The organism is Limnohabitans sp. YIMB22184 (assembly GCF_048020265.1).
Lineage (GTDB): Bacteria > Pseudomonadota > Gammaproteobacteria > Burkholderiales > Burkholderiaceae_C > Limnohabitans_A.
On record NZ_CP171843.1, the window covers coordinates 2,463,323 to 2,489,679 of the forward strand.

26 protein-coding genes are annotated in these 26,357 nt (G+C 61.4%); 13 read left to right on the forward strand and 13 right to left on the reverse strand.

Going from position 1 to position 26,357, the window contains the following annotated elements; translation table 11 throughout:
- Nucleotides 1-48: 48 nt before the first annotated feature.
- Complete coding sequence (locus ACHEXL_RS11220; RefSeq protein WP_416559532.1) at nt 49-624, forward strand: Crp/Fnr family transcriptional regulator; 576 nt, start codon at nt 49-51, stop codon at nt 622-624.
- A gap of 32 nt (nt 625-656) precedes the next feature.
- Here the strand turns inward: ACHEXL_RS11220 and ACHEXL_RS11225 are convergent, their stop codons facing one another.
- The 4 genes from ACHEXL_RS11225 to ACHEXL_RS11240 form a co-directional block, all read right to left on the reverse strand.
- Nucleotides 657-1,301, reverse strand: a complete 645-nt coding sequence (locus ACHEXL_RS11225) for a LuxR C-terminal-related transcriptional regulator (protein ID WP_416559533.1) — start codon at nt 1,299-1,301, stop codon at nt 657-659.
- A gap of 180 nt (nt 1,302-1,481) precedes the next feature.
- Nucleotides 1,482-1,808 carry a hypothetical protein gene (locus ACHEXL_RS11230; protein WP_416559534.1) on the reverse strand — a complete coding sequence of 109 codons (327 nt, stop codon included), beginning with the start codon at nt 1,806-1,808 and terminating at the stop codon, nt 1,482-1,484.
- Nucleotides 1,808-2,443, reverse strand: coding sequence for a response regulator transcription factor (locus tag ACHEXL_RS11235; protein WP_416559535.1), 636 nt, complete (start codon nt 2,441-2,443; stop codon nt 1,808-1,810). Before ACHEXL_RS11235 ends, ACHEXL_RS11230 begins: the two co-directional genes overlap by 1 nt.
- 224 nt (nt 2,444-2,667) lie before the next feature.
- Complete coding sequence (locus ACHEXL_RS11240) at nt 2,668-5,136, reverse strand: Lon protease family protein (protein ID WP_416559536.1); 2,469 nt, start codon at nt 5,134-5,136, stop codon at nt 2,668-2,670.
- 124 nt (nt 5,137-5,260) lie between these two features.
- Between ACHEXL_RS11240 and ACHEXL_RS11245 the strand changes: the two genes are divergently transcribed.
- Together ACHEXL_RS11245 and ACHEXL_RS11250 are read left to right on the forward strand one after the other, a co-directional pair.
- Nucleotides 5,261-5,524: a VF530 family DNA-binding protein gene (locus ACHEXL_RS11245; protein ID WP_416559537.1), complete on the forward strand. Its 264-nt coding sequence runs from the start codon at nt 5,261-5,263 to the stop codon at nt 5,522-5,524.
- An 87-nt stretch (nt 5,525-5,611) separates the two neighbouring features.
- Complete coding sequence (locus ACHEXL_RS11250) at nt 5,612-5,938, forward strand: hypothetical protein (RefSeq protein WP_416559538.1); 327 nt, start codon at nt 5,612-5,614, stop codon at nt 5,936-5,938.
- Between the two features lie 69 nt (nt 5,939-6,007).
- On the opposite strand, the gene ACHEXL_RS11255 is transcribed toward ACHEXL_RS11250, so the two are convergent.
- The gene (locus ACHEXL_RS11255) at nt 6,008-6,466 is read right to left on the reverse strand and encodes an SET domain-containing protein (protein WP_416559539.1); all 459 of its coding nucleotides are present in this window, start codon (nt 6,464-6,466) and stop codon (nt 6,008-6,010) included.
- A 213-nt stretch (nt 6,467-6,679) separates the two neighbouring features.
- On the opposite strand from ACHEXL_RS11255, the gene ACHEXL_RS11260 reads away from it, so the two are divergent.
- Nucleotides 6,680-8,164, forward strand: coding sequence for an amidase (locus ACHEXL_RS11260; protein WP_416559540.1), 1,485 nt, complete (start codon nt 6,680-6,682; stop codon nt 8,162-8,164).
- Here the strand turns inward: ACHEXL_RS11260 and glmS are convergent.
- Complete coding sequence (gene glmS, locus ACHEXL_RS11265) at nt 8,151-10,013, reverse strand: glutamine--fructose-6-phosphate transaminase (isomerizing) (RefSeq protein ID WP_416559541.1); 1,863 nt, start codon at nt 10,011-10,013, stop codon at nt 8,151-8,153. The genes ACHEXL_RS11260 and glmS overlap by 14 nt on opposite strands.
- Nucleotides 10,014-10,150: 137 nt before the next feature.
- Here glmS and ACHEXL_RS11270 point away from each other — a divergent pair, with 137 nt between their 5' ends.
- Nucleotides 10,151-10,636, forward strand: coding sequence for an Lrp/AsnC family transcriptional regulator (locus ACHEXL_RS11270; protein WP_416559542.1), 486 nt, complete (start codon nt 10,151-10,153; stop codon nt 10,634-10,636).
- Between the two features lie 46 nt (nt 10,637-10,682).
- Here the strand turns inward: ACHEXL_RS11270 and glmU are convergent, their stop codons facing one another.
- Nucleotides 10,683-12,086, reverse strand: a complete 1,404-nt coding sequence (glmU, locus tag ACHEXL_RS11275; RefSeq protein WP_416559543.1) for a bifunctional UDP-N-acetylglucosamine diphosphorylase/glucosamine-1-phosphate N-acetyltransferase GlmU — start codon at nt 12,084-12,086, stop codon at nt 10,683-10,685.
- A gap of 181 nt (nt 12,087-12,267) precedes the next feature.
- Between glmU and ACHEXL_RS11280 the strand changes: the two genes are divergently transcribed.
- A complete protein-coding gene (locus tag ACHEXL_RS11280; RefSeq protein ID WP_416559544.1) occupies nt 12,268-12,822 on the forward strand; it encodes a hypothetical protein in 555 nt (184 codons plus the stop codon).
- A complete protein-coding gene (locus ACHEXL_RS11285) occupies nt 12,822-13,670 on the forward strand; it encodes a DUF6279 family lipoprotein (protein WP_416559545.1) in 849 nt (282 codons plus the stop codon). Before ACHEXL_RS11280 ends, ACHEXL_RS11285 begins: the two co-directional genes overlap by 1 nt.
- Before the next feature lie 10 nt (nt 13,671-13,680).
- Here ACHEXL_RS11285 and ACHEXL_RS11290 read toward each other — a convergent pair whose 3' ends face one another.
- The 3 genes from ACHEXL_RS11290 to ACHEXL_RS11300 form a co-directional block, all read right to left on the reverse strand.
- A complete protein-coding gene (locus tag ACHEXL_RS11290) occupies nt 13,681-14,682 on the reverse strand; it encodes an MBL fold metallo-hydrolase (RefSeq protein WP_416559546.1) in 1,002 nt (333 codons plus the stop codon).
- A gap of 85 nt (nt 14,683-14,767) precedes the next feature.
- A complete protein-coding gene (locus ACHEXL_RS11295; RefSeq protein WP_416559547.1) occupies nt 14,768-15,397 on the reverse strand; it encodes a TetR/AcrR family transcriptional regulator in 630 nt (209 codons plus the stop codon).
- A 77-nt stretch (nt 15,398-15,474) separates the two neighbouring features.
- Entirely contained in the window at nt 15,475-16,038 is a 564-nt protein-coding gene (locus tag ACHEXL_RS11300; protein WP_416559548.1) for a DUF2917 domain-containing protein, read from the reverse strand.
- A gap of 47 nt (nt 16,039-16,085) precedes the next feature.
- On the opposite strand from ACHEXL_RS11300, the gene ACHEXL_RS11305 reads away from it, so the two are divergent.
- Nucleotides 16,086-17,123 (forward strand): LysR substrate-binding domain-containing protein, encoded by a 1,038-nt coding sequence (locus ACHEXL_RS11305; RefSeq protein WP_416559549.1) that lies wholly within the window; start codon nt 16,086-16,088, stop codon nt 17,121-17,123.
- A gap of 4 nt (nt 17,124-17,127) precedes the next feature.
- Here ACHEXL_RS11305 and ACHEXL_RS11310 read toward each other — a convergent pair whose 3' ends face one another.
- Entirely contained in the window at nt 17,128-17,712 is a 585-nt protein-coding gene (locus ACHEXL_RS11310; protein WP_416559550.1) for a 5-formyltetrahydrofolate cyclo-ligase, read from the reverse strand.
- 9 nt (nt 17,713-17,721) lie between these two features.
- Between ACHEXL_RS11310 and ACHEXL_RS11315 the strand changes: the two genes are divergently transcribed.
- The gene (locus ACHEXL_RS11315; protein WP_416559551.1) at nt 17,722-19,710 is read left to right on the forward strand and encodes a lytic transglycosylase domain-containing protein; all 1,989 of its coding nucleotides are present in this window, start codon (nt 17,722-17,724) and stop codon (nt 19,708-19,710) included.
- Between the two features lie 8 nt (nt 19,711-19,718).
- On the opposite strand, the gene ACHEXL_RS11320 is transcribed toward ACHEXL_RS11315, so the two are convergent.
- The gene (locus tag ACHEXL_RS11320) at nt 19,719-20,015 is read right to left on the reverse strand and encodes a polyhydroxyalkanoic acid system family protein (RefSeq protein WP_416559552.1); all 297 of its coding nucleotides are present in this window, start codon (nt 20,013-20,015) and stop codon (nt 19,719-19,721) included.
- Between the two features lie 29 nt (nt 20,016-20,044).
- Entirely contained in the window at nt 20,045-22,132 is a 2,088-nt protein-coding gene (locus ACHEXL_RS11325) for a molybdopterin-containing oxidoreductase family protein (RefSeq protein ID WP_416559553.1), read from the reverse strand.
- Nucleotides 22,133-22,276: 144 nt separating this feature from the next.
- On the opposite strand from ACHEXL_RS11325, the gene ACHEXL_RS11330 reads away from it, so the two are divergent.
- From ACHEXL_RS11330 to ACHEXL_RS11345, 4 genes are all read left to right on the forward strand, one after another.
- Nucleotides 22,277-23,488: a M20 aminoacylase family protein gene (locus tag ACHEXL_RS11330; RefSeq protein WP_416559554.1), complete on the forward strand. Its 1,212-nt coding sequence runs from the start codon at nt 22,277-22,279 to the stop codon at nt 23,486-23,488.
- A gap of 11 nt (nt 23,489-23,499) precedes the next feature.
- On the forward strand, nt 23,500-24,588 hold the full coding sequence (locus ACHEXL_RS11335; RefSeq protein ID WP_416559555.1) for a M14 family metallopeptidase: 1,089 nt from the start codon (nt 23,500-23,502) through the stop codon (nt 24,586-24,588).
- Nucleotides 24,585-25,544, forward strand: a complete 960-nt coding sequence (locus tag ACHEXL_RS11340; protein WP_416559556.1) for a complex I NDUFA9 subunit family protein — start codon at nt 24,585-24,587, stop codon at nt 25,542-25,544. The genes ACHEXL_RS11335 and ACHEXL_RS11340 overlap by 4 nt, the downstream gene beginning before the upstream one ends.
- A gap of 125 nt (nt 25,545-25,669) precedes the next feature.
- Entirely contained in the window at nt 25,670-26,353 is a 684-nt protein-coding gene (locus ACHEXL_RS11345; protein ID WP_416559557.1) for a glutathione S-transferase family protein, read from the forward strand.
- Nucleotides 26,354-26,357: the final 4 nt, after the last annotated feature.

A 26,357-nucleotide genomic window follows, 5' to 3' on the forward strand; every position in this document is an offset into this window, starting at 1 on the left:
TTGGTTGATTTGAAGCAGGGGCAAGTGCTCCATGAACCAGGCCGCCTCGTGAGCCATTTGCATTTTCCGCTCACCGCCATCGTGTCCTGGATTCGCATTCTGGCAAATGGCGACGCCACACAAGTCGCCATGACGGGCAAGGAAGGTGTGGTGGGTATTTACCTGCTGATGGGTGCTGCGCACACTCACAACCGGGGCGTGGTCCAAAAAGCGGGCACTGCCCTTCGCCTGAGGATCAGCGTCGTGCTGGGCAGCTTCAACCAAGGCAATCCGGTTCAGCAGCTTTTTTTGAGGTACACGCGAACCCTGCTCACCCAAATAGCGCAGGGCTCTGTGTGCCACCGGCACCACGCCCTGGAGCAGCAACTGTGCAGCATGCTTTTGCTGATGTTGGACCGACAAGAGGGCGACAGCATCTCATTGACGCATGAAGCCATCGCCAACTTGCTGGGTGTGCGCCGTGAGGGCGTGACGCAAGCGGCCAAGCGGCTGATGAACGACGGCATTCTCAACTACACCCGGGGACGCATCACGGTACTGAACCGGGCAGCACTGGAGCGACGTGCCTGCGAATGCCAAAGCGTCATCCGCGATGAAGAGCGCCGCCTGCTGACCACCGTTTGAAACAGCGGCCAGGCGGCTTACCGGCCTCTGGCCTAGACCGACACCATCTGATTGCGGATGGCATAGCGCGTCAAATCAGCCACCTTGTGCAAACCGATCTTGCGCATGATGTTGCGCCGGTGCACTTCGACCGTGCTGGGGGCAATCTGCAAATTGCGGGCGATCTCCTTGGAAGAAAACCCATCGGCAATCAAACGCAGCACTTGCTCTTCCCGACCGCCCAGATGGCCCTTTACCATGATGTCGCCAGAGCGGGCCTTGCGCACGCTCTCCATCATTTCAGAGGCGGCGGCTTGGCACAGGTAAACGCGTCCAGCCGCGGCTGCGCGAATTGCGGACATGAGCTCGTCCATGCTGCTGGTGGTGGACACATAGGCCTTGGCGCCCGCATCCAAAATTTCGATGATCGAATGGCGATCAGAATCGCTTGAAAAAGCCACCATGCTCTTGGAAGGTTGGTGGTGTGCAATCTGGTGCATCAACTTCAGGTCCCGTGCGTCATTGGCTTGCATGCCAATCAACACCACATCGGGGTCAACCTCGCCGCACAAAACGTGGGTGTGCTCTCCGTTGTCCGACACACCCACAACATCCATGTCATGGTGTGTGCGCAATACAGCGGCGATGCCCTCGGACACCACTTTGTGTTTGGAAGAAAGCAGAACTCGAATTGACATATCAACAACTCCAGATGGGGGCGACTAAGCCCGTCTATGACCAAAAAATTATTGGTGGCTCCCTTCTGCATCACAACCGTTGCGTTGACGGCTGTGGACACAGTCTATGCAAGGCGCAATGCGCAGACTGTGCGGTGATGCACATATAAAGAATAAATTTGATGATTTTTTAAACACCGATCACTGCAGCAAATCGCCACTCAATGACGTTGGCAATGCAGATGGATCTGTGGTTTTCATTTTTTCATGGATGACCAAAACCTCCTTCAACTGCTCATGGGCATTGAAGGCATGGTGCTTGGACAACTTGGCATGGTGCAGCGCCGCCTTGAACGCTCCGGCCTCATGGTGCCGGCCCGCTTCCTTGTTGCGCTGGTAAGCGTGCAGCAACTCATCCGAGGCGCGTCGGTAATGCTCGCCAATATGCTCTGCATACGCTTTTTCGAGAATTTGATTTTCCTGAGCCATGTGAATTCCTTGTTCATCCAATTCAAAAAGACACGCCATCAGAGCAAGCCGTGCTCTTGCATATGGCGCTGCAAAGACATGCGCCCAGGGCAGTTGAGTTTTTGGTAAATGTGGTGCAGGTGCAACTTGGCCGTGCCCTCACTGATGAACAGTTTGCTGGCAATTTTTTTGTTGGGCCAGCCCTCGGTGACCATGCGTGCCACCATCAACTCGCGCGGCGTCAGCAGTTGCGAAGCATTCGCTTTTTTCTTTTGCTGCTCCAACAAGAGCGACATGGTTTTGACCGACAGATCGCGGTCCAGCCACTTGCCGCCTTCGTGAACCGACTTGATGCAACGGGTCAAAATATGGCGGGATTTTTCTTTGGACACCAAGCCCGGCACATCCAGGTCCAGCGCACGCATGACTTCGCCGATGGGTGCGCCAGTGAACACCACCGGGCGCGTGGGCAAGTTCTGCGCCTTGATTTCTTCGAGCAAGGCCAGACCGTTTCTTTGTGACAAGGACAAGTCCATCACCAGGATGTGGGGCTGAAACTGCTGCAAGGCCTGCAAGGCCTCGTCGCCATTTCTGACGCAGGACTTGACGGAAAAATCGGACGACTCCTGGAAGACATGGGTCAGCCCTTCCAGCATCACAGGATACGGGTCGGCCAGCACAAGATCGATGCACATGAATAAAGTCCTTTTCAATTTTTCTCAGGCCCAAGGTCCATTCCGACCTCCCAAAATCATGACCTGATCGCTGACATCAGAATAGGTCACAGCGGCTTAGTGCGTGATCCTCAGAATTGGTGAGCCGCGCTACATCCAAACCAGTAAACCCTCGAAAACCGGTAACACCGTTGAAACAAGGCAAAAGGCTGCGTGGGCATGCGCCAACACCCAGCCCCTCAAGCTCAACGCAAAACGCTGTGCTTGAGGTGTCGCAAGTGGTTCGGCTTGAGGGTTGGTTTGTTGCCCAGGTGTTCACACGCATGGCGAAAGCGCTGCAATGTTTTTTGCGCACGTCCCAACACGCTTTCGGCCTCGTAACCCCCGATCCCCAAAGTGCCAAACGCCACGCCCGCCAACAGCGCCATGCCCTCTGCGGCGGTGTCGGCTACGTAGATGTGGAATCGCCCCGCAGCCACAGCCTGCACCACACGCTCATCCAGCATCAAGTGTCGGCAGTTGCGCCGGGGCATCAACACGCCTTGCTGGCCATCCAGGCCCAGGTTTTCACAGCTTCGAAAGAAACCCTCAATCTTGTCGTTGACGCCGCCCACCGGCAGCAGCTCGCCGTGCTGGTTCACCGCGCCGGTCACCGCAATGCCTTGGCGCAGCGGCACGCCCGACAAACTCGACAGCAAGGCGTAGAACTCGGCGCATGAGGCCGAGTCGCCTTCGACACCGCTGTACTCCTGCTCAAACACCACCGCTGCGTTCATGGCCAAAGGGGCCAGGTGGGCAAACAGCGCTGACAAATAGCTGTGCAAAATCAACACGCCTTTGTCGTGGATGGGGCCTGACAGCTCGACCTCGCGCTCGATGTTGAGCAAACCTTCTTCACCGGCATAGGTGCAAGCCGTCACCCGCACAGGAAAGCCGAAACGGTAGTCACCCAAATCCACCACCGTGAGGCCGTTGACCTGCGCCACCTGCTCACCGCTGACCCGCAGCAAGCGTTCGCCATCGAGCAGGGTTTCCTGCAAGCGTTGCTCAGGATAGTCGTGGCGGTAAAGTCGGGCCCGCTTGGCGCCCTGCACATCGGCCAGCGCCACCGTGGCATGGCCGTGCTGCCTGGCCCACGCCGCGCTCTCCATGACCAAGGCTTCCAACCGCGCAAAGATGGCACTTTGCCGATGCTGGTCATCGGCTTCGCGATGGGTCTCTTCGATCAAGGCCGCCACGGCTTGCGCTGAAAAATGCGGCAACTGCCGCTTGTGGCAGGTGTGCCCCACAAAAATGGCGGTGGCCTCAGCCGAAGCGGCCGTGGCCGCAAAGCTTTCGGCAAAGTCCACCTTGCAGCGAAAGTGCCGTGCAAACTCGGGGTCTGCTTCCTGCACCGCGTAGTACTCGTCCACCGAGGCGACCAGCACCAGCTTCACATCCACCGCCACCGCCTCGGGCTCCAGAGACTCGGCCGCCATCGGCGCATACATCATGCCCGGCTCTTCAATCTGCAAGCGGCCGTTGCGCATGAAGCGGCGCAGCTTTTCCCAAACATGGGGGTCAGCCAGCAAATCCCGCAGGTGCAGCATCAAAAAGCCCCCGTGCGCCTTGAGCAAGCTGCCCGCCCGGATGCGCGAAAAATCGGTCACCAACTCGCCGTCGGCTGCGGCGTATTCGATGCTGCCAAACAGCATCCTGAACAAAGGGTTGTCCTCCACCAACACTGGTGCCCCCTGCAGTTCGTGGTTGTCCACCACCACATTCACGCGAAACAGGCTCAAGACGGCCCCCAAGGCCTCCAGCCGAACGTCCTCCTCGTCACCGGCCTCGAAGAGTTCCACGTTGTCCAGCACGCATTGCTGAACCTGTTCGAGAAAAATATCCAACTTGACCCTGTCTGGCTCGGGCTGGCTGAGCCCATGGCGGATCAACTGGATCTCGTGCGCCAACATGGGTTTGAGGGTCTGCCTGCGCAAAGCCGACAAGCCCTCATTCCTCAGGCGCTCCATCGCCCGGGTTTTCTCCAGATAACGGCCAATCTCTGCCCGCAGCGCCTCTTCGCTTTCATCGATCTCGGCACGCTGCTCGCGGCTCAAGGTGAGCGCCTTGTCGGCCGTCACGGGTTCACCTTGCGCGTCTTTCAGGGTGAACACCATGTGCCCCTGGTCGCGCATCAAAGCAAAGTGATGGGCCTCGGCGTAAGCGCTCAGAGCCAAGTAAGCTCGGTCCTCTTCGCCTTTATAAGTCGCCTCGATGCGCTCGCTCTCGGCCTTGTAATCGTCTTGACCCAGCCGCTTGGGCACCTCGCTTTGAAGCCGCTTGGCCAGCTCCAGCATGCGCTGTCGCAGCACGCGCCCCTGCCCCGCTTTCAGGCACAAGGCCCTGGGCCGCTCCGGCTCGTCAAAGTTGTGCAGGTAACACAGGTCCGGCGGGACCGGTCGGTGTTCCGCCTGTGCGTGCATCAGCTGACACAGCAGTGTGGTGCGGCCACTGCCCACCTCGCCCAAGACAAACAGGTTGTAATCGGCCTCGTTCATGGCCATGCCAAACTGGGCCGCTTGTTGTGCACGCTCCTGACCGATCCATGGCAAGGGCTTGTGCAACAACTCGGAGGTGTCCAAAAAGCCAAGTGCCTGGGGATCGACCGTTTTGCGCAGCTGATCAGCGGTCAACTCGGCCCATGAACCTGTGGGTCCGGGCGTTGCAGGGTGCATGAACATTTCTCCGAGAGTCGCCGGCAGCCTGAACGGCCGCCCTGGGCTTGCCTCAATCTAGGCGGATGCCGGGCAGCCCTCTGTGCGCTGCGGCACCCTGCGCAAATCAAGAGACAATCGGGTCATGTCAATCTCTGCCCCAGACACCCCCCAACCACGCAACCCGCTGCATGGCCTGACCCTGGAGACCATCGTCACCCGATTGGCCGACCATTACGGCTGGGCCGATCTGGGTGCACGCATCCCGATTCGTTGCTTCACCCACGAGCCCAGCGTGGGCTCCAGCCTGAAATTTTTGCGCAAGACGCCGTGGGCAAGAGACAAAGTGGAGAGCCTTTACCTGTTCATGCTGCGCGAGATCAAACGCCAAGAAACGTCAGCGCCCTGAAGCCGGGTGTGTCAGGCCACAGACGAATGCGTGGGCCGCTTTTATCGTGAAGGCCTGTTCTTCACTGACTCAGAAAGCGAGCCACACATGACCGACCCTCAAAGCCCCATCGACAAAATGGCCACCGCTGCCGCTGGCGTTTCGGCCAGTGTGCAGGAAGCGGCACACGAGGCCAAACCCGCCTTCGAGCGCTTGGCCGATCGGCTCTCGGACAGCATCAGCGAGATGGCACACCACAGCCGCGACACCGCCATCGAAACCCGAAAATTGCTGGCACAAAAAACCCAGCAAGCCACCTCAACGGCGGAGCACTGCATCCAGCGTGCGCCCTTCAAATCCGTGTTCATTGCCCTTGGCGTGGGTGCGGTTGCCGCCACGCTGGTGAGCTGGCTGATGCGCCCACGCGATCATTGAGATTGGCTTCATCGCCCGGGCTTCAAAACACCTGGCCAGGCTCTAACAGTTCATGAAGCCCGGCGCTCGTCAACCCAGCGCCAACATCGTGCCCCGGCACTTTTTGGCTCCGCAGCGGCAGGCATAGCGGGCCTTCAGGGCTTCGCTCATGGGCTCGTCGCTGAACAAGCCATAGTCAAACGTCAGCTCTTCGCCCCTGAACACGGGTCTGCGTGTCTGAATAAAGATGCGACCCTGGACCTCATCGGGCACGCAGTTGGGTCGGCACGAATGGTTGATCCATTTGGAAGCGTTGCCGTGCTTCAGTGCATCGATCACCCGGCCATCGTCCAGATGGAAATAAAACGTGTGGTCGGGATTGGCCGCATCGTGCGGGTGACGGGCCACCGCCTCGGCCATGGTGATGACCTCACCCACATACTCGATCACCGTCTCGCCTGCGGCCATGTGGCGAGCGGCGAAGACGCCTTGACCGTGCACGTCCGAAGACTGCACCCAGATCGCCTCGGTGGAAGTGACAGAACGCAAAACCGGCCTCATGCCCAAGTGACTCTCCAAATGGAAACCGCCACTATAGAGGCTTTGGTTGGTGGCTCGAGCGCCAGCGGCAGGTATGCCCGTCAACAACATGGCAAAGATCATTGAGAAATGCACACCCAGCGCGACCAGCATGCGACAGCCCCACACCTGACTGTCTGTTTTAATTTGTCCAAAGTGCAGCAAACACAAAGGCAAACAGCGATGTCACTTGTCATGGGTTGGGATGAATGGGCCAGTCACGATGCCGTGGGCCTGGCCAAACGGGTCAAACGCGGCGAGTTGACGCCCGCCGAGCTGGCACGCCAAACGGCTGCTGCCATTGCCCAAGTCAACCCGACGCTCAGCGCCGTGGTCGAAGTGTTTGACGACCTGGTGAGCGAGCCCACACGCGACGGCATGAACCCCGAGGGCCCGTTTGCAGGCGTGCCCTATTTGATGAAAGACTTAGGGCCCACGCTCAAAGGCCGCTTGCAGGAAATGGGTTCGCTCTTGATGCGTGGCAACCGGGCCAGCGCCGACAGCTACCTGGCCAGACGCATCAAACAGGCCGGTCTGAACGTGATCGGCCGCACCACAACGCCCGAGTTTGGCGTGTGCAGCTCAGCCGAGAACCCCGCCGTGTACGTGACGCGCAACCCTTGGGACTTGCGATATACCACCTGCGGCTCGTCGGCTGGCACGGCTGCGGCCGTGGCAGCGGGTGTGTTGCCCCTGTCGCATGCCACCGACGGTGGCGGCTCGATCCGCATCCCAGCGGGCTTCAACGGCAACATCGGCCTCAAGGCCTCACGTGGCGTGTTCTCCATCGCACCCGCCGCGTCAGACCTCACGGGTCTGGTGTCCACCCAGGGCTGCCACAGCCGCACTGTGCGCGACACCGCAGCGTTTGTAGACCATTGCCGCGGCGGCGCACCGGGCGAATTCATGCCTTATTGGTCGCCCGCCGAACCCTACAGCACACTCATCCAGCGCGACCCGGGGCGGCTGCGCATCGCCTTGTCGCACGAGTGGGGCCACTACCGCGCTGTGCCACACTTTGTGGCCGAGCTCGAACGCGCAGGCCGCTTTCTGGAGAGCTTGGGTCACCACGTCGAATGGGCACTGCCCGAGGTGGACCTGGAAGCCGCTTTTGCTGCGCAGACCACCTGCTACATCAGCAACTTTGCGCAGACCATCACCAACCTGCTCAAACCCTTGGGGCTGGAGCGGCCACCGACGGATCTGGTCGAGCCGATCAACATCAAAATCTGGGAGGAAGGCCTGAAAACCAGCTATGCCCAGCGCGCTCAAATGCAGGCCGTATTCAACACCACCTCGCGCGGCTTTGGCGAGTTCTTTGAGCACTGGGACATCATCCTCACACCCATCACCGCGCTGCCCACGCCCAAGCTGGGCACCACCGAATACCTGACGATCAGCGACAACCCCTCTGTGTACGACTGGTTTGAAAACCTCTGGCAAAACTTCGCCTACACCCCGCTGTCCAACCTGTGCGGCATCCCCGGCATCTCACTGCCCATGGCCACCCAGGACAATGGCCTGCCCCTGGGCATCCAAGCCCAAGCCCGACAAGCCAACGATGGGCTACTGCTCCAACTGGCTGCCCAGATTGAACGAGCGCTGGACGGCAAGTGGAACGATGGGCGGCGGCCGGGGGTGCATGTGTGTCAAGTCACTCCACCGTGACTGATTTTGCAAGGTTCCTCGGTTTGTCCACATCCGTCCCCCGCGCACACGCCGTGTGATAGCTGAGCAGCTGCAGCGGCACCACGTGCAAGATGGGTGAGAGCACGCCGTAGTGCTCGGGCATGCGGATCACGTTGACGCCTTCGCTGCTTTCGATCTTCGTGTCGCCGTCGGCCAGGACGTAGAGCACACCGCCCCGGGCGCGTACTTCCTGCATATTGCTTTTGAGTTTTTCCAGCAACTGGTCGTTGGGGGCCACGGTGACCACGGGCATGGCGCTGGTCACCAGGGCCAGCGGGCCGTGTTTGAGCTCACCCGCCGCATAGGCTTCGGCGTGGATGTAGGTGATCTCTTTGAGCTTGAGCGCACCTTCGAGCGCGATGGGGTAGTGCGTGCCCCGGCCCAAAAACAGCGCGTTTTCCTTGCTGGCAAATTCTTCGGCCCAGGCGATGATCTGAGGCTCCAGCGCCAGCACGGCTTGCAGCGCGGCGGGCAGGTGGCGCATGGCTTTGATGTGCCCGGCCTCTTCTTCGTCAGACAGGCGGCCTTTGGTTTGGGCCAATGCCAGCGTGAGCAAGAACAGCCCAGCCAACTGCGTGGTGAAGGCCTTGGTGGAAGCCACGCCGATCTCGGCCCCGGCGCGGGTCACGTAGGCGTGTTTGCACTCGCGCACCATGGCACTGGTGGACACGTTGCAGATGGTGAGCGTGTGCGTCATGCCCAGGCTCTGCGCGTGGCGCAACGCGGCCAGGGTGTCGGCGGTTTCGCCGCTTTGGGTGATGGTGACGATCAGCGTGTTCGGGTTGGGCACCGATTCGCGGTAGCGGTATTCGCTGGCAATTTCCACCGCGCAGGGCACTTTGGCGATCGCTTCGATCCAGTACTTGGCCACGCAGCCGCTGTAGTAGCTGGTGCCACAGGCCAGTATCAGCACGTTGTCAATCGCCTTGAAGGTGCTGTACGCGCCGTCGCCAAACAGCTCGGGCGTGATGCCTTCCACACCTTCAAGCGTGTCGGCAATGGCGCGGGGCTGCTCGAAAATTTCCTTTTGCATGTAGTGGCGGTAAGGGCCCAACTCGGCCGCGCCGCTGTGGGCGTGCACGGTTTTCACGGCGCGGGTCACGGCCTTGTGCTCCCGGTCTACCACCCAGTATTTGCCCAGCTGGATATCGACCACATCGCCTTCTTCCAGATAGACGATCTGGTCAGTCACACCGGCCAGTGCCATCGCGTCGCTGGCCAAAAAGGTTTCGCCCTGGCCCACACCCAAAATCAGCGGCGAGCCGGCACGGGCGCCAATGACGCGCTGCGGTTCATCTTTGTGGAACACCGCAATCGCATACGCACCGTGCAGTTGGCGGATGGCGGTTTTGACGGCTTCAAAGAGGTCACCGTCGTACACGCTGTCGACCAAATGGGCAATGACTTCGGTGTCGGTCTGGCTGGCAAAGACATAGCCCTTGGCCTGCAGGGCGGCGCGCAGCTCTTCGTGGTTTTCGATGATGCCGTTGTGCACCAGCGCCACCTTGCCGGGCTTGCCGTCTGCTGGGCCCGTGCCATGGCTGAAGTGCGGGTGCGCGTTGTGCACCGCCGGCGCGCCGTGCGTGGCCCAGCGGGTGTGGGCAATGCCGGTGCCGCCTTCGATGTGGTCGGCACTGACCTGGTCCATCAGCTCGGCCACACGCGAGGTGCTGCGGGCGCGCTGCAGCCCGCCCGTGCCAGCGTTCAGGCTGGCCGCGTGCACGGCCACGCCGCAGGAGTCATAACCCCGGTATTCGAGCCGTTGCAGACCCTGAACGAGAACAGGAACGATGTTGCGGGAAGAAACGGCGCCGACGATGCCACACATGAAAGGCTCCTCAATTGGGGGAATGACAGCGATGGTAGGCATGCCATATAAAAATATCAGATCAATATTTCCATATTTACGGTTTTTTATTTCACGAAATGAATGAAGTGGAATTTAATTTCATTAAAATACAATATATGGAATCAAATGAACTTGATGCAATCGACTTGCAACTGCTCGACAGTCTGCAGCGCGACGCCAGCCTGAGCAACGTGGCGCTGGCCGAAAAAGTCAATGTCTCGCCGCCCACCTGTCTGCGCCGCGTCAAACGCTTGGTCGAGGGCGGCTGGATCGAGCGACAGGTGGCCGTGCTCAGCACCGACCGGCTCGCCGCCACGCTGGGCCACGGGCTGACAGCCTTGGTCGAAGTGTCTTTAGACAAGCAGGACAGTGAACACCTGGACACGTTTGAAGCCCGCGCCGTGGCGAACGATGCGGTGCAGCAATGCTGGCGCGTGTCGCCCGGGCCGGACTTCATGTTGGTGGTGCAGGCACGCGACATGCCGCATTACCTCGCGATCAGTCAAGCGCTGTTCACGCAAGACGCCAATGTGCGCAATGTGAAGGCCTTTTTTGCGACCAAACGGGCCAAGTTCGGAACGCAGATCACGTTGCCAGGCTGAGCACCGGACTGCCGCGCTTCGCTCGCAGTGACGAATAACGCCATCATCACTTTTTCTTTTGCGGTCTGGCCCAGTTGGCGATGCTGATCTGTTTGCCGCGCGCCACGCTCAGCGCACCGGGTTCGGTGCTCTTAGTGATGGTGGAGCCGCCGCCCACCGTACCGCCGGCCCCGATCGTCACCGGGGCCACCAGCACGCAGTTGCTACCGATGTGCACGTCGGCTTCGATCACCGTGCGGTGTTTGTTGGCCCCGTCGTAGTTGGCCGTGATGCTGCCCGCGCCGTAGTTCACGCGCTCGCCCACGGTGGCGTCGCCCAGATAGGCCAGGTGGTTGGCCTTGGCACCCTGGGCCAAGGTGGAATTTTTCACCTCGACAAAGTTGCCGATGTGCACTTCGGCGCCCAGTTGTGCGCCGGGGCGCAAGCGGGCAAACGGGCCGATCAAGGCGCCCTCGCCCACGCTAACGCCCAATTTTTCGCCGTCGATGTGGGTAAAAGGATGGATGACTGCGCCTGCGGCGATGGTGCAGTTGGCGATCACGCAGTTCGCGCCGATCTTCACGCCTTCGCCCAACGACACCTGGCCTTCAAAAACGCAATTCACATCGATCTCGACGTCTTGCGCACAATCGAGCTGACCGCGCAGGTCAAAGCGGGCCGGGTCTTTCAGGCGCACGCCTTGCTCCATCAGGCGATGCGCCTGGCGCAGCTGGTGGGCGCGCTCCAACTCGGCCAGTTGCACCGGGCTGTTGATGCCCGCCACCTGCAGCGGGTCGGCGATCTTATGCGCCACCACAGGCACGCCATCGGCCACGGCCAGCTTGACCACGTCGGTCAGGTAGTACTCACCCTGGGCGTTCTGGTTGTCAATACGGCCCAGCCAGCCTTTGAGCAGCTTGGCGGGCACGGCCATGATGCCGCTGTAGACCTCCTGGATCAGGCGCTGCGCAACGGTGGCGTCTTTGTGCTCGACGATGGCTTGCACGGCTTCACCCTTTCGGACAATGCGGCCGTAACCCGTGGGGTCGGCAAAGTCGATGGTCAGCAGCGCCAGCTTATCGCCACCGGATTCGGCGATCAGCGCCTGCAGGGTGCCCGTCTGGGTCAAAGGCACATCGCCGGACAAAATCACCACCACGCCATTGTCAGCCAGCACGGGCACAGCCTGCTGCACAGCGTGGCCTGTGCCCAACTGCGGCTCTTGGCGCACGCACTGCACCGCCAGGGCCTGACCCGGGGCCAGCAACACGGGCTCCACCTGGTCGGCGCCGTGGCCGGTGATGACCACGGCCGAACGGGCATCCAGCTGCGCCGCCGTATTCAGCACATGCTGAACCAGCGGCACCCCCGCCAAGCGCTGCAGCACTTTGGGCAAGCGGCTTTTCATCCGGGTGCCTTTGCCGGCGGCCATCACGACGACATCGATGGGAAACGGGGTATTCAAATTCATGGAGATCTTTCAAAAGCGGGGGCGGGCTCAGGGCGGGGGGCACTCCAAGATTATCGCCAGACTGAAACCCACGCCCTGCCACTTGAGCCCGGTCAAGTCACGGGTTTGGCCTTGGGTGGACAATGTCAGTAGGCATTGGCCGCCAAAGCCGATACGTACCCCATACCTTTCGGAGTTTTGCATGCGATCACCTTTCTGGCTGGCGCCCCTCTTCGCGACGACCTGTTTTCTGGCAGCTTGCGGGGGTGGAGGGTCGCCTGCAGGTGACGCACCGGGCAATCCTCCCGGCACTGTCAGCACCACTTGCGCCTTGAATCTGTCGATTTACGCAGATGGAAGCGCCAATGGGAGCGGTTACGCCATTCAGCAAGGAGGTGCATCGACACCTGCAGTTTCTCGCCTACTCGATGGCTGCGCCATCACCTCTTTGGAATCGGCTCGCCTAAGCATGTGTATACGTCACGACGACCTCAGCGAGTTGACTGCTCAGTTAGTTCTGCCTGTCATGGGACCCGTACAGACTTCATTGACACCCAACATCACGCCTCCGAGCGAAGACAAACAGTTTTGTGATTTCAACCAAGGAACTGTTTATGCAACGGACATTCCCATCAACGCATTGGCCTCTTTGCCTTCACTGAATGTCCGTTGGAACGTCGCTGTCACCGATACTGTGCAAAACAACAAGCTCGGCTTTTTTATCAGTTGGTCATTGCTTCTCAGCGGTAAAAAATAATGAACCGCTTGCTGATCAGCGCGCTGATATTACTGTTGCAAGGCTGCAGCGCCATCAAGCTGGGCTACCAGCAACTGCCCACGCTGTCTTATTGGTGGCTGGACAGCACCGTGTCGTTCAGTGGTCCGCAATCAACGGGGGCCAAACAAGCGATTGACAACCTGTACCAATGGCACCGCCGCGAAGAGTTGCCCGCTTATGCCGAGCTGCTGCAGCGCGCAAGCCAGTTGTCGGCCGGTCCGGTGCAAGCCGAACATGTGTGCCGCATCTGGACCGATGTGCAGTCCCGGCTGGACACCCTGATGCGCGAAGCGGTGGTACACGCAGCCCCCGTGGCCATGGCTTTAGGTCCTCGGCAGCTGAGCCACATGGCACGGCACTGGGAAAGCAAAAACGAGGAATGGGAAAAAGAGTGGCTGCAAGGCAGCGACAGCGAACGGCTGCAAAGACGCCTGGACAAAGCGCTTGAGCGGTACCGCTCGTTTTATGGAGAGTTGAATCCTGCGCAGATCAGCCTGATCAAATCGCAGCTGGCCCAGTCCCCCTGGACCGCAGAGTGGGGTCGCCAGGACCGTCAACGCCGCCAGCAGGACTTGCTCTCGGCTTTGCAGCGCATCAGCCAAACCGTTTTGACGCCCGCGCAAGCGGAGGCCCAGTTGTGGGGTGTCTGGCAGCACTGGCTGCAACCGCCTGACGCCTCTCAGCGCGCCGTGATGGAGAGTCTGGCGCAACGCACTTGCGAGAATCTGGCCCAACTGCACAACACCACCAGCCCCGAGCAGCGCCAACAAGTGGCACGCCGTTTGCGTGCTTATGACAGGGACATCAGGGACTTGATCAAACCCTGAGGGCGCCCTGTCAGCTTTGCAGCGCCTTCCACATCTCCATGTCGCGCTCGGCGGTCCAGATGCGGGGATTCTTGATGCCGCTGGCTTCGTCATAAGCGCGGGTCACGTCAAAGGGCAGGCAGTGCTCGTAAATGAACACATGGCCGAAGATCGGGTCCATGGCCTTGCGGGTGTGGGCCATGGCAGCTTTGAGGTCCATCTTGGCAGCGACAGCCTCCTTGCCCGCTTGGAACAAGGTGGTGACCCAGCGCTGGGTGTAGTCCAGCGCCTTGTTGACGTTGGCATTGCCCTTCATGGCTTCGCCGCGGCCGGGCACGATGAACTCGGCTTTCAGGGCGCGCAGGGCTTCCAGTGTGGCGGGCCACTCTTCCAGTTGGGCGTCGCCCGTGTACACACCGGCTTCGTACTCGACCAGGTCGCCTGAGAACAGCACTTTTTCTTCTTCGACCCAGGCGATCGTGTCGCCGCGGGTGTGGCCAGGACCGGGGTGCCAGATCTGCACCACCACGCCGCCCAGGTTGATGCTGAGCTTGCCGGGCACTTCGCCTTTTGTGGGATTGCCACCGCCGACCACCATGGTGGGCCAGGTCAGGCCGGGCACGCTGTCGGCACCTCGGAACAGGCGCGGGAAGCGCTCCATCTCGCTTTTCATGTCCTGCGCGCCACGCTCTTTGATCAGGTCCAGCGTGCCTTCGCTGGCGATGATTTCGGTCGCGCCCTCGGCAGCGTAGGCATAGGCGCCCAGCACGCGCACCGCATGGTAGTGGGTCAGCAGCACATATTTGATCGGCAGGTCACTGACGGTGCGGATCTTTTTGATCAGGTCTTGCGCCATGGCCGGGGTGGCGGTGGCGTCGCTGACCATGATGAAGCGGTCACCAATGATCACGCCCGAATTGGGGTCACCTTCGGCGGTGTAAGCCCAGCAGTGCTTGCTGAGTTGCTCGAAAGTGATCTTCTTCTCATCCAGATCGGCTTGGCTGGCGAAGGCTTTTGTGGGGGCGTTGGACATGGAAATGGCTCCGGTCAATGAAGGGCAATGAATGGGCTGGATTTTACCTAAACGAAATTCGTTACGCATTGGTAAATTGCGCAACTCAACCCAGCCCCTTTTCCAGCATGGAAATGACCTCTTCGGCAAAAGCCGCGTAACTGATCGGTCCACCTGGGCGCAGCCAGGTAAAGGTCCAGTTGATCATGCCCAGCAGCATCATGGTCAACGCCGTCTGGTTGGTGGGGGTGAGCCGGTCGGGGTAGGCGCGTTTCATGAAACGGGTCATGGCCGCGACGATGTCGCGCTGGCGGTTCAGGATCAACTCCCGCGGCGAAACGGTGCCGGAGGGCAAGGCTGCGTCGGGGGCATCGCTCAAAAACTGGGTGTCGTTGAGCAAGGCCGCGTGTCGGGTCGCTGAGGTTTCGTATTCCTGCAAAAACGCCCGCACCAACTCATGCAGCGTGGCGCGCTCGTCCAAATTTTTGCGTTGGGCCGTGGCCTCGGTCTGCGCAATCAGCGCCAACAGGCGCTGGGTGTGCCGATCCAGCAAATCGAACAGGATCGCCTCCTTGCTCTCGTAATAGTGGTACAGCCGCGCCTTGGACGTGCCGCAAGCGGTGGCGATCTCGTTCATGCTGGCCGCAGGGTAGCTGCGCTGCGCAAAGCATTGCGCGGCGATGTCGAGGATCGCATCGCGCTTGATGTCGTGGGTTGCTGATTTGGGTCGGGCCATGGCGGCATTCTGCCAGCCATGGCTCAGGGTGCCCCCCAGAAAGCCCCCCCAAGACGACGCCGGCACCCACCGACAAGTCAAATGCCAGCGGCGCGCAGAAAAATAGGCCGCCACAGCCCTCGCACCAACCGGCCTGTCGCCTCCACCAAAAAGCCCAAGGCATGCACCCACTGCCGAGTCAACTCCGGCAGTCCGACTCCAAGCGAAGGGTGCGGTGCCAGACAGGGTGGCATTTCGCGCCAGTCAAAGTGCAGAACTTCATGGGGGTGACGCGCCTCCATGACCAGACGGGCTCCGGCGGGAACATCGATGATTTGCCCAGCCCTCAGAAAATGATCCCCGTCACTTCGAGCCCAATGCGCGATCGGTTTTTCCCAGGTGATCCATGCGCTTCCCTGAACAATCAACAACTGGCTGTTTTTGCGAGGCAGCAAAGTCATGGCGCGCTGGGGGGCCAGACGCCAAGTACCTGTCCAACGAACAGTTTTGAGTTTTTGACAGTCTTGCAAAGAAGTGCACAGATCGGGCTCGGACATCTCCATCTCCTGGTTTCCATCGACACCAACAACATCGTCGGCACAGCCATAATGCATTCCAAAGAATTCATCGTCCAATGAAAATACTGGCTTGCATTGATGCATTCAAGACATGAATGGAAAAGCGCAGCCCCAGTATCATTGAACTCACCATGCCACCCGCCTCACCCCCTGCTTTTGCTTCTGGCACCGTCCGCACGCGCCCTGTCTCGATGAGTTACCTGCGGGCATTCGATGCGGTTGCCCGGCATTTGAACTTCAGGGTGGCGGCAGAGGAGATGGCGCTGACCCAAAGCGCGGTCAGCCGACAGATTCAGGCGCTGGAGCACGAGGTGGGCACCGCGCTGTTTTTGCGACACACCCGCTCGGTGGAGCTGACCAGCGCAGGCAGCTTGCTGCACCGCGCGGCAGGCGCCTCACTGGAGCGCATCGACTCGGCGGTGCGGCAAATCCGCCAGAGCACTGGCCGCAAAAGTGTGTCGATCACCACCTGGGCCTCTTTTGCCAGCATGTGGCTGATTCCACGCCTGGAGGCCTTTCAGCGCGAACACCCGGACATCGACATCCGAATCGACGCTACGGATGCGGTCGTAGATCTGTTGACCGCAGATGTTGACGTGGCCCTGCGTTGCACTGCAAGCTCTTCGGTCCCCGCAGGGGCTATCCGCATGTTTGGTGAACAACTCACCGCTGTAGCCAGTCCATGGCTGCTGAAATCGCAGCCCATTGCCACAATGGCTGATTTGGCCCACTGCACACTGATCGAAGACAGCGAGGCACACATGGCACGCCACCACAGCTGGTACAGCTGGCCGCACTGGCTCAGCGCCTTCAGCCCAACAACAAGCCTTGCAAAGTCGGGCACAACTTCCAAAAGTCACCTGCAACCCAAACGCTGGTTGTACTTCAATTACACCCACCAAATGGCTCAGGCAGCGCTGACAGGCCAGGGCGTGGCGTTGGCCCGACTGCCATTGGTGGCCGAAAGCCTGGCCAATGGCGGTTTGGTGGAGGTGCTGCCCAGCATGCGGCTGAATTCTCCGCTGGCTTATTGGCTTCTGATCGCCCCGCGCAGCAGCGCCCGCCCGGAAGTACGCGCCTTTTGCGACTGGCTGCGTCAGCAGGCTTCAGACACGCGCCACGCCATTGGCGACGTGCCAGACCCGGAAACGCTCGCAGCGCCAGATTAACGGCTCAGACCGGCCAAACCACGCCGTTGTCGTTCAAGATCGCGTCCAAGGGCTCGTCGTGGTCTTCGGGTTCCAGATCGCCCAAAAACCCATGCGTGTAGCCCAGGCCCACAGTAAAAGGCTTGGGCTGCAGGGTGGCCAGCGTGCGGTCATAAAAGCCGCCGCCATAGCCCAAGCGGTAACCGCCCGTGCCATAGCCCACGCACGGCACAAACAACAAGGTGGGGACGATGACTTCGGTGTCTTTGGGCTTGGGGATGCCGTAGGCGTCTTCTTCCATCGCACAGCCGGGGTACCAGGTGTGGAAAGTCAGGGTTTTGTGCAGCTTGTTGACCACAGGCAAGCCGATGCGGCGGCGCTGGGGCTCGCCGTTCAACTCACCGTCTTCCTTCCAGCGGTGCAGCACGGGCAGCGGGTCAAACTCGCCCTTGATGGGCCAATAGGCGCCGATCACGGTGTCCGGGCGGTCAAACAGCCAAATGCGCATGACGCGCTGCAAGGCTTCGGCCCGCGCCAGACGGTCCGGCAGGTTCAACCTTTCTTCAATCAAGGCTTTTCTCAAGGCGCGTTTTGCTTCGGCTTTGTCCATAATCGACCCATGAAATTCACTCAGATTCTGACACTGGTTTGCGCACTGGCCACGACAGGCCTTTGGAGCCCCTATGCCCAGGCCCAAGTCCAGGCCCTCAACAAAGGCGACGAGGTCATCCTGGAGATGCACCAGGCCTTCAGAAAAGGCGATAAAAACCGCTTGTCCGCCCTGCTACCCCAGACCCGTGGCCATGTGCTGGAGCCCCTGGCCGCGTACTGGGACCTGCGCGTGCGCTTGGACACCGCGCCCGAGTCGGAAATCCGCAGTTTTTTGAACACCTACGCGGGCAGTTACTACGAAGACCGCCTGCGCAACGACTGGTTGCTGCAACTGGGCAAACGCCGCGACTGGGCCACCTTCACCGCCGAATACCCCCGTTACCGCATGCGCGATGACCGCGAAGTGCGCTGCTACGCCCTGGCCACCGAGGCCATGAACAGCAAAGCCGACGTGACCGACGAAGCCAAGCGCCTATGGTATAGCCTGCGCGAGGCCGACGACGGCTGCACCTACGTGGCCGACCACTTGCACTCGGGCAAACAAATCAACGGTCTGGATCTGTGGCGCAAGGCGCGCATCGCCATGGACGCAAACCGCCCTCGCGCAGCGCAAGCTGCGGTGGACATCGAAGCACCCCGCCTGTCGGAACAGGTGGCCTTGATCCACGCCGACCCGGCCAAATACCTGGACAAACGCATCATCGCCATCACCCGCAATCGCAAAGAGCTGGCGGTGCTGGCCCTGATCCGGCTGGCCGCCAAAGACCCGGACGAGGCGGCCGATCTGCTGAACAGGCGCTGGGCTCTCCAGCTGAGCCAAGAAGAGCGCAACTGGACCTGGGGCGTGATCGGCAAACAAGCCGCCCAAAAACTGCAGGACAACGCCGCCAGCCACTTTGCCAAAGTGCAAAAAGACAGTGACCTGAACGACGATTTGCTGAGTTGGAAAGTGCGCGCTGCCTTGCGCCAGGGCCAGTGGCGTCAGGTGCTCTCGGCCACCCAGGCCATGAGCCCGGAAACGCAAAGAGACCCCGCCTGGATCTACTGGCGAGCACGCGCCCTGATGGCCACCGCGCAAGACACAGCACAACGGCAAGAGGCACAAGGCCTGCTGCGCAGCATCGCCAGCGTGAGGGGCTTTTACGAACAACTGGCACTGGAAGACCTGGGCCAGCCCATCACCGCGCCGGAACGCCCCATGGCGCTGACGCCCCAGGAAAAAGCCGCCGCTCTGATCAACCCCGGTCTGCAACGCGCCCTGCACGCCATCCAGATTGGTCTGCGCCCAGAAGGCAACCGCGAGTGGAACTACAGCACCAACCTGCACACGCCCGGCGGTATGAACGACCGCGAGCTGTTGGCTGCCGCCGACCTGGCTTGCCAACGCCAGATTTGGGACCGCTGCATCAACACCAGCGACCGGACCAAGGAGGTCATTGATTTTGAGCAGCGCTTTCCGATGCCGCTGCGCGAGATCGTGGTGCGCCGCGCGGGTGAGATCAAACTCGACCCGGCTTATGTGTACGGCCTGATCCGGCAGGAAAGCCGTTTCATCATGGACGCTCGCTCGCATGTGGGCGCGTCTGGCCTGATGCAAGTCATGCCCGCCACTGCCAAATGGACGGCCAAGAAAATCGGTTTGACGAACTTCACGCCAGACCAAATCACCGACCGGGAAGTGAACGTGGCCATTGGCACGGGTTACCTGAAACTGGTGCTGGACGACTTTGAAGGCTCCATGCCCATGGCCACCGCCGCCTACAACGCCGGCCCCAGCCGCCCACGCAATTGGCGCAACGGCCCGGTGCTCGAAGCCGCCATCTGGGCCGAGAACATCCCGTTCCAGGAAACGCGCGATTACGTGAAAAAAGTGCTGTCCAACACCACCAACTACGCCGCCATCCTGACGCGCCAGCCACAGTCGCTCAAAGCCCGTCTGGGCCAAGTGGGGCCACGCAACTCACCCATGGCCGAGGTGAACAAGGATTTGCCTTGAGTTTTGTCTCAGACCATGGGCCCCAACAGCTCATCCAGATTGGCCCGGATTTTTTCTTCGATCTTGCCGCTGTAAGCACCCAGCAAAAAACCCAGCTTCAGCTGCAAATCAAAGCGGGTGTCGGTCACCGTCAACTCGCCACTCACGCCACTGCGGTCAAAGCGCATATGGTCTTCGGTCTCACCAGGCACGGACTCGCAGCTCATGCCCCAGTCTTGCTCGGCCTGCTCGCGCCAGCGCTCGGCCACAGCGCGTGCACCGGCCAACCCCAATGTGTGTGCGCGTTCGATCTTCAGTTCAGGCATGGTCTTCTTTCTTGGCAGGGAGTGGCGAGTCAGTCCACGCTTTCAGGCGAGCTGGCTGGGGCAAACTCGGCATCCGGCGCCACCTCCACCAAACAGTCATAAAACACGGGCGCTCGGCCCAGATCGGTCAGGTGCTGGCTGGTCAACTCGTTCACGTTGGTGCCGTTCAGGCCCAGCTTGCGCCACCAGATGCCCAAGCCGTTGACCACGCCCGGCCGTGCGCGTTGGTTCACACGCGCTTTGCAGTGGTAAGTGCCTCGGTCATTGAACACACGCACCACCGCGCCATCGGCAATGCCGCGCTGGGCCGCATCCTCAGGGTGCATTTCCAGCACTGGCTCGGCCTCGATGTCGCGCAGACTTTGCACGTTGACGAAGGTCGAATTCAAAAAGTTACGCGCAGGCGGCGAGATCATGGCCAACGGGTAGCGGCCACCCGGTGCGGCCAGCTCGTAGTTGGGCAGGTGGTCGGGCAGGCCATCCAGGCCCTGGTCGGCCAGGCGTTGGCTGAAAAATTCGCAGCGGCCCGATGGCGTGGGAAAACCACCCTGCGCAAACGGTGCATCGGGCACGGGCAAAGAGGCAAAGCCGTGCGCCAGCAGCTGCTCAAAGTCTTTCTCGTCACCGATGGCGCTGCGGCACAGACTTTCGTCGCTCTCGGCAAAACACGGGTCGTCAAAACCCATGCGCGCAGCCAGCGCTCGGAAGATGTCGGTGTTGGTGCGCGCCCCGCCCACGGGCGCGATCGCTGGGCGGTTGAGCAGCACGTCGGTGTGGCCGTAGCTGGTGTGGATGTCCCAATGCTCCAGCTGCGTCGTGGCGGGCAAGATGAAGTCGGCGTAGTCGGCGGTGTCGGTCTGGAAATGCTCCAGCACCACGGTGAACAGGTCTTCGCGGCCAAAGCCCTGCACCACCTTGCCCGACTCGGGGGCCACCGCCACCGGATTGCTGTTGTAGACGATCAAGGCTTCAATTTCGGGGCCAAATGCGGACGATGCCGGGCGCAGCAAGTCGTCGCCAATGGTGGCCATGTTGATGGTGCGCGGACGCCGCTCACCCAGAAAGTCAGGCCGCTGCAAAGCTGCCCGCCGCACGGGAAAGTGTCCCGAGCTGCTGAGTAACAAACCACCCGCACGGTGCCGCCAGGCCCCGGTGAGCGCTGGCAAACAAGCGATCGCCCGCACCGCATTGCCGCCACCGCGCACCCGCTGCATGCCGTAGTTCAAACGAATGGCCGCGGGTTGGGTCGTGCCCCAGTCGCGGGCCAGTTGGCGAATTTGCGCCACCGGCACGCCGCACACCTCGGCGGCACGCTCGGGTGACCATTGCAAGGCGCGGGCCTTCAGGGCGTCCCAGCCCAGGGTGTAGCGGTCGATGTAGTCCTGATCGAGCCAGCCATTGACGATCAGCTCGTGCATGACAGACAGCGCCAGCGCGGCGTCGGTGCCGGGGCGCAAGGCGATGTGTTCGTGGCATTTTTCGGCCGTTTCGCTGCGCCGGGGGTCGATGCACACCAATTTGGCCCCTTGGCGCTTGGCCGCCTGGGCGATGCGCCAAAAATGCAGGTTGCTGCCAATCGAATTGCTGCCCCAGATGACGATCAGTTTGGATTCGGCAAAAAACTCGTTCTTCATGCCCACTTTGTTGCCCAGGGTCTGGGTCAGCGCTTCGGCCCCGGCCGAGGCGCAAATCGTACGGTCCAAGAGCGACGCGCCCAACTGGTGGAAAAACCGCGCCGCGATCGACTCGCTTTGCACCAGGCCCATGGTGCCCGCATAACTGTAGGGCAGGATGGCCTGCGGGTCGCGTGCGGCGATGGCTTGCAACCGAGCGGCAATCGCGTCGAGCGCCTCGTCCCAACCCACGGGCTCAAACTGGCCCGAGCCCTTGGGGCCGACCCGGCGCAGGGGTTGCAGCAAGCGATCGGGGTGGTAAGTGCGCTCGGTGTAACGCGAGACCTTGGTGCACAGCACGCCGTCGGTGGGCGCATGCGCCGGGTTGCCCTGCACCTTGATGGCGCGGCCGTTCTCGACGGTGGTCAGCAAAGCGCAGGTGTCGGGACAGTCATGCGGGCAAGCGCCGCGCACGGTCTGGGGGGCCAAAAGGGAGTCGGTCATGGGGATGTACAAAGGGGCGGCCTGACTGAAGACAAAGGTGCATGCCAATTGTGGCCCAAACCCGGTCCTCGACGGGCGGCACACTTGTCCCCCATGCGCACAGGGGTGTTGGCAACCCCGGCCAAGTGTGGCTAGACTGTGCTTATGAAACTCATCGACTCCATCCTCACCGACGCGGCCAGCATCGCGGCCATTCGCAAAGACATCCATGCCCACCCCGAGCTGTGCTTTCAAGAAGTGCGTACGGCCGATGTGGTGGCCCAGCAGCTGACCGACTGGGGCATCCCCATTCACCGGGGCATGGGCACCACGGGCGTGGTCGGCATCGTGCACGGACGCGACGGCGGCGCGTGCGGTCGCGGCATTGGTCTGCGCGCCGACATCGATGCCTTGCCGATGCAGGAGTTCAACACCTTCGCCCACGCCAGCAAGCATCAGGGCAAGATGCACGCCTGCGGCCACGACGGGCACACGGCCATGCTGTTGGCAGCCGCCAAGCATTTCTCCAAACACCGCGACTTTGACGGCACGGTGTATCTGATCTTCCAACCCGCCGAAGAAGGCGGCGGCGGTGCCCGCGAGATGATCAAGGACGGCCTGTTCGACAAGTTCCCGATGCAAGCCGTGTTTGGCATGCACAACTGGCCCGGCGCGCCGGTGGGCACCTTTGCTGTCAGCCCGGGTCCGGTCATGGCATCGAGCAACGAATTCAAAATCACCATCCGTGGCAAGGGCAGCCACGCCGCGCTGCCGCACAACGGCATCGACCCGGTGCCCATCGCCTGCCAAATGGTGCAGGGCTTCCAGACGATCATCACGCGCAACAAGAAGCCGGTGGACGCGGGTGTGATCTCGGTCACCATGATCCACGCGGGCGAAGCCACCAACGTGGTGCCCGACTTCTGCGAACTGCAAGGCACAGTGCGCACCTTCAGCATCGAGGTGCTCGACATGATCGAGACCCGCATGAAGCAGGTGGCCGAGTCGATCTGCGCCGCTTTTGACGCGCAATGCGAGTTCGAGTTTGAGCGCAACTACCCGCCCACCATCAACAGCGCATTGGAGGCCAACTTTGCCCGGCAGGTCATGACGGGCATCGTCGGGGCCGAGCAGGTGCTGCACCAGGAGCCCACCATGGGCGCGGAAGACTTCTCGTACATGCTGCAGGCCAAGCCGGGCGCTTATGTGTTCATCAGCAACGGCGATGGCGCGCACCGCGAAATGGGTCACGGCGGCGGGCCCTGCACCTTGCACAACCCGAGCTATGACTTCAACGACGACCTGATCCCGCTGGGCGGCACGTATTGGGTGGAATTGGCCACACAGTGGCTGGCCCAACCCACACAAACTGCTTGAGCGAATCCCTCATGAATGACCTCCAAAGCGGCTTTTCCAAAAGCTACGCCCAAGCGCGTGAGAAGTTCCTGAGCGCCGCCCAGAGCGCCGGCCTGCAGGTGGATTCCAACATTCACCCCCTGCCTGGCCGGGACGGTGAGACCCTGGCCATGGACGCGGTGCTCGACGGTGCGCCCGATGCCAAAGCGTTGCTGGTCATCAGCAGTGCCTGCCACGGTGTGGAAGGCTACTGCGGCTCCGGCGTGCAGATCCATGCCCTCAAAAACAGCGCTTGGCGTGAAGCGGCCCGTGCACGGGGTGTTGCTGTGCTTTACATCCACGCGCTCAACCCCCACGGCTTCTCGCATGTGCGGCGCGTGACCCACGAAAACGTGGACATCAACCGCAACTTCCAGGACTTCTCCAAGCCTCTGCCCGACAACCCGGCCTACCGGGAAATCCAGCCCTTGCTCCTGCCCGAAGTCTGGCCACCCGACGCGGCCAACGCGGCAGCCACCGCCCAGTACATTGCCGAACGCGGCATGAAGGCCTATCAGGCAGCCATCTCCAAAGGGCAGCATGAGTTTCCTGAAGGTCTGTTCTTTGGCGGAAAAGCACCGACCTGGAGCAACCTCACTTTGCGCTCGGTGCTGCAAAAATACGGTCAGTCTTGCCAAAAACTGGCCTGGATCGATCTGCACACAGGCCTGGGCCCCAGTGGCGTGGGCGAGCGCATTTTTGCCTGTGCCGACGATGCAGCGGCCTACCAGCGTGCCAAAGCGTGGTGGGGCCAAGGCATCACCTCGATTTATGACGGCTCCTCCAGCTCCCCCATGCTGACGGGATTGATGTGGATGGCGGCCTACCAGGAATGCAGGCAAGCCCAATACACCGGCATCGCCCTGGAATACGGCACACAGCCACCGGACAAGGTGCTGTACGCCTTGCGCGGTGACCACTGGTTGCAAGGGCACCCCGAAGCCCCCGAGGCCTTGAAAAAGCAGATCAAGCAAGACCTGATGGACGCGTTTTACGTCGACACCGACGAGTGGCGCACCCAGATCGTTGATCAAGCGATGGAAGCGATGCACCAGGCTGTCATGGGTTTGGACACGCCATGAGCACCCCGCGCGTTCTGGTGCTGGGTGGCAGCGGCTTTGTCGGTCGCCACGTCTGCGAACAGCTCGCCCGCCTGGGCTGGCAGATCACGGTGCCGACCCGCCGCGCCGTGAATGCGGCCAGCGTGCAAAGCCTGCCCGGCCTGACGGTGATCGAAGCCTCTGTTCACCAGGAAGCCGATCTGGCCCGGCTGATGCCCGGCCACGACGCGGTGGTGAATCTGGTGGCCGTGCTGCATGGCGACGAAGAGCGCTTCGAACAGGTGCATGTTCAGCTGCCCGGCAAAATCGCCAGCGCCATGAAAAAAGCGGGCGTGCAGCGTCTGGTGCACGTCAGTGCTTTGGGTGCCGACCCACAAGGCCCCTCGATGTACCAGCGCAGCAAGGCGCGGGGCGAGACGGTCTTGCACAACGCGGGGCTTCAGTTGACCATCTTGCGCCCCAGCGTGATTTTTGGTGCCGAAGACAAATTCCTCAACCTGTTTGCCGATCTGCAGGCCGTGGCCCCCTTCATGCCCTTGGCGGGCAGCGGCACACGTTTCCAGCCCGTGTGGGTGGCCGATGTGGCGCGCGCCGTGGCGGTCTGCCTGCAAAAGCCGGACACCATTGGCCAAACTTACGAAGTGTGCGGCCCGGATGTGTTGACGCTGGGCGAGCTGGTCAAAAGGGCTGGCCAGTGGGCGGGCGTGAACCACGGCCGGGGTCGGCCGGTTGTCGGTTTGCCGATGTGGGTGGGCTGGCTGCAAGCTGCGGCCATGGAAATGGCACCCGGCGAGCCGCTGATGAGCCGGGACAACCTGGCGTCCATGAAGGTGGACAACGTGGCCACGGGCCAGCTGCCGGGTCTTTCCGACTTGGGCATCAGCGCAGCATCTGCAGCGGGTGTAGCGCCCAGCTATCTGGGCCACCGCGGGCCACGCAGTCGCTTGAATACTTGGCGCTCACGCGCTGGGCGCTGATTCCACTGGCGAAGCGCTTTGGTGGATGTGTGAGGGGACCCCTCACACACCTTGGCGGTGCAATCTGTCTCTTGTTCATAGCCGTGGTCGCTAACATGTGGGTTTCGCCACACGGGAGATAAAACATGATCCAGCTCTACATCGCCAACAAGAACTACTCGTCCTGGTCCATGCGCCCTTGGGTGTTGCTGCGCCAGGCGGGCATCGCCTTTGAAGAGGTCTATGTCCGCTTTGACAGCTTTGCGCCCGACTCGCAGTTCAAGGCCGCGCTCAAGGAGGTCAACCCGGTGGGCAAGGTGCCTGTGCTGGTGCACGACGGACTGGCGGTGTGGGACACCCTGGCGATTGCCGAATACGTGGCCGAGCAGTTCCCCGACAAACAGCTCTGGCCACAAGACCGCGCCGCACGGGCACGCGCGCGCAGCATCTGCGCCGAAATGCACAGCGGTTTTACGGGCCTGCGCAGCGCCTGCCCCATGAACATCGAGGCGCACCTGCCCGAGATCGGCGCTTTGGCGCTGCGCGACAAACCCGCCGTGCGCGCCGACCTGAACCGCATCTGCAGCCTGTGGAGCGACTTGCTCCAAGAACACGGCGGCCCCCTGCTGTTTGGCGCATTCACCGTAGCCGACGCCTACTTTGCCCCGGTGGTCATGCGCCTGAAAACCTACGCCCTGCCCGTGCCTGCCGATGTGCAGGCCTACATGGACCGCGTGTGCGCCCTGCCCGGCGTGAAGACCTGGATCGACGAGGCACTGGCCGAGCAGGACTTCATCGACTTTGAAGAGCCTTTTCGGCTCCACCGCTGAAAGC